2 protein-coding genes are annotated in these 1,735 nt (G+C 62.8%); both read right to left on the bottom strand.

Translation table 11 applies throughout. From position 1 onward, the window contains the following. Positions 1–28: 28 nt before the first annotated feature. Positions 29–820, bottom strand: coding sequence for an amidohydrolase (locus tag G1E_RS26470; RefSeq protein ID WP_009682026.1), 792 nt, complete (start codon positions 818–820; stop codon positions 29–31). Continuing rightward, the coding region (locus tag G1E_RS26465) for a methionine aminotransferase (RefSeq protein ID WP_047150274.1) at positions 808–1,735 on the bottom strand (928 nt) is incomplete at its 5' end. The genes G1E_RS26470 and G1E_RS26465, both read right to left, overlap by 13 nt.

The following is a 1,735-nucleotide window of genomic DNA, read 5'->3' as shown; positions in this document are numbered from 1 at the left end:
AGATGCTCCGGCTACCCTTGTCTTGCAATCAATGCAGCTCGAAGGTATCGGCATCCAGGTTGGCTGGGAACTTGGTGCGGTACGCCGCCAGTTCCGCCGCACTCAGCACCACGGTAAACACCCCGTCCGCCTCGCCGGCACTCAGCAGGCTCTCACCCTGGAAGTCCAGCACCTGGCTGTCACCTGAATAGGCAAAGCCCTTGCCGTCCGTACCCACCCGGTTCACCGCTGCCACATAGCACAGGTTCTCGATGCCCCGCGCCGGCAACAGGCGGTTCCAGTGCTGGCGGCGAGCGGCCGGCCAGTTGGCGGTGTACAGCAGCAGGTCGGTATCCTGGGCGTCGCGGCTCCATACCGGGAAGCGCAGGTCGTAGCAGATCAGCGGGCGAATCCGCCAGCCCTTGAGCTCGAACTGCACCTGGCGCTCGCCCGGGGTGTAATGCTTGTGCTCGCCCGCCATGCGGAACAGATGGCGCTTGTCGTAGTGCAGAATCTCGCCATCCGGGCGCGCCCACAGCAGCCGGTTGCGGTGGCTGCCATCGGCCGCCTGCACGATCACGCTTCCGGTAATCACCGCGTTGTGTTTTTTCGCCTGCGCCTTGAGCCATTTGTAGGTGGGGCCATTCTCAGGCTCGCACAGGCTTTCCGATTGCATGGAGAACCCCGTGGTGAACATCTCTGGCAGGATCACCAGGTCCACTTCACCGGCCTGCTCAAGCAGTACCTCGAAGTGCGCGTAATTGGCCTCGCGGTCATGCCAGGCAAGGGTAGTCTGCACCAGGGCGATTTTCAGGTTCGGCAATGTGCTCAGATCGCGCATAGTTTTTCCGCTGCCTGGCGCAGCGTCTCCTCTCGTTTGGCAAAGCACAGGCGCACCAGGCGTTGCTCGGGGATGGGTTGCTGGTAGAACACCGACACCGGAATGGTCGCCACGCCGTGCTCACGGGTCAGCCACAGCGCCATGTCGACATCATTCAGGTCCGGGCGTATGTGCGAATAATCCACCAGCTGGAAATAAGTGCCCGCCGTGCGGGTAAAGCGCAATCGCGAACCCTCCAGCAAGCCGCAGAACAGGTCGCGCTTGGCCTGGTAAAAGGCCGGTAACTCATCGATGTGCTCCGGGTGCTCGGCCATGAAGTCGGCCAACGCGCACTGCAGCGGGGTGACGCCGCAAAAGTTGACGTACTGGTGCACCTTTCGCAGTTCGGCGCTCAGCGCCGGCGGGGCGATCACGTAACCGGTCTTCCAGCCGGTGACGTGGTAGGTCTTGCCGAACGAACTGACCACGAAGGCGCGCGGGTACAGCTGCGCATGGGCCAGCACGCTGGCGTGGCGTACCCCATCGTAGACCAGGTGCTCGTAGACCTCGTCGCTGACCAGGTAAATATCCCGGTCGGCGATCAGCTGCGCCAACTGGTCGAGGTCTTCGCGGGTGATCAGGGCGCCGCTGGGATTGTGCGGTGAATTGAGGATGACCATGCGCGTGCGCGGGCTCAGGGCATCGCTGAACTTCTGCCAGTCGATACGGAAGTCGCCATCGCTCAATTGCACATGCACGCAACGGCCACCGGCCAGTTCCACCGAAGGCTCGTAGCTGTCGTAGCACGGATCGAAGACGATCACCTCGTCACCGGCATGCACCACCGCCTGGATGGCGCAGAAGATCGCCTCGGTAGCGCCGGGGGTGATGGTCACTTCCTGGTCAGCATCCACCTTTGCCCCGTACAAGCGCTCC

This window comes from Pseudomonas sp. TJI-51, assembly GCF_000190455.2.
In the GTDB taxonomy this organism is placed as follows: domain Bacteria; phylum Pseudomonadota; class Gammaproteobacteria; order Pseudomonadales; family Pseudomonadaceae; genus Aquipseudomonas; species Aquipseudomonas juntendi.
The sequence above is the reverse complement of the archived record's forward strand: the minus strand, read 5'-3'. Positions and strand labels throughout refer to the sequence as shown.

Excerpts from the sequence above, each read along its gene's own strand:
- G1E_RS26470 (WP_009682026.1), bottom strand. The coding sequence starts at position 820 with ATGCGCGATCTGAGCACATTGCCGAACCTGAAAATCGCCCTGGTGCAG.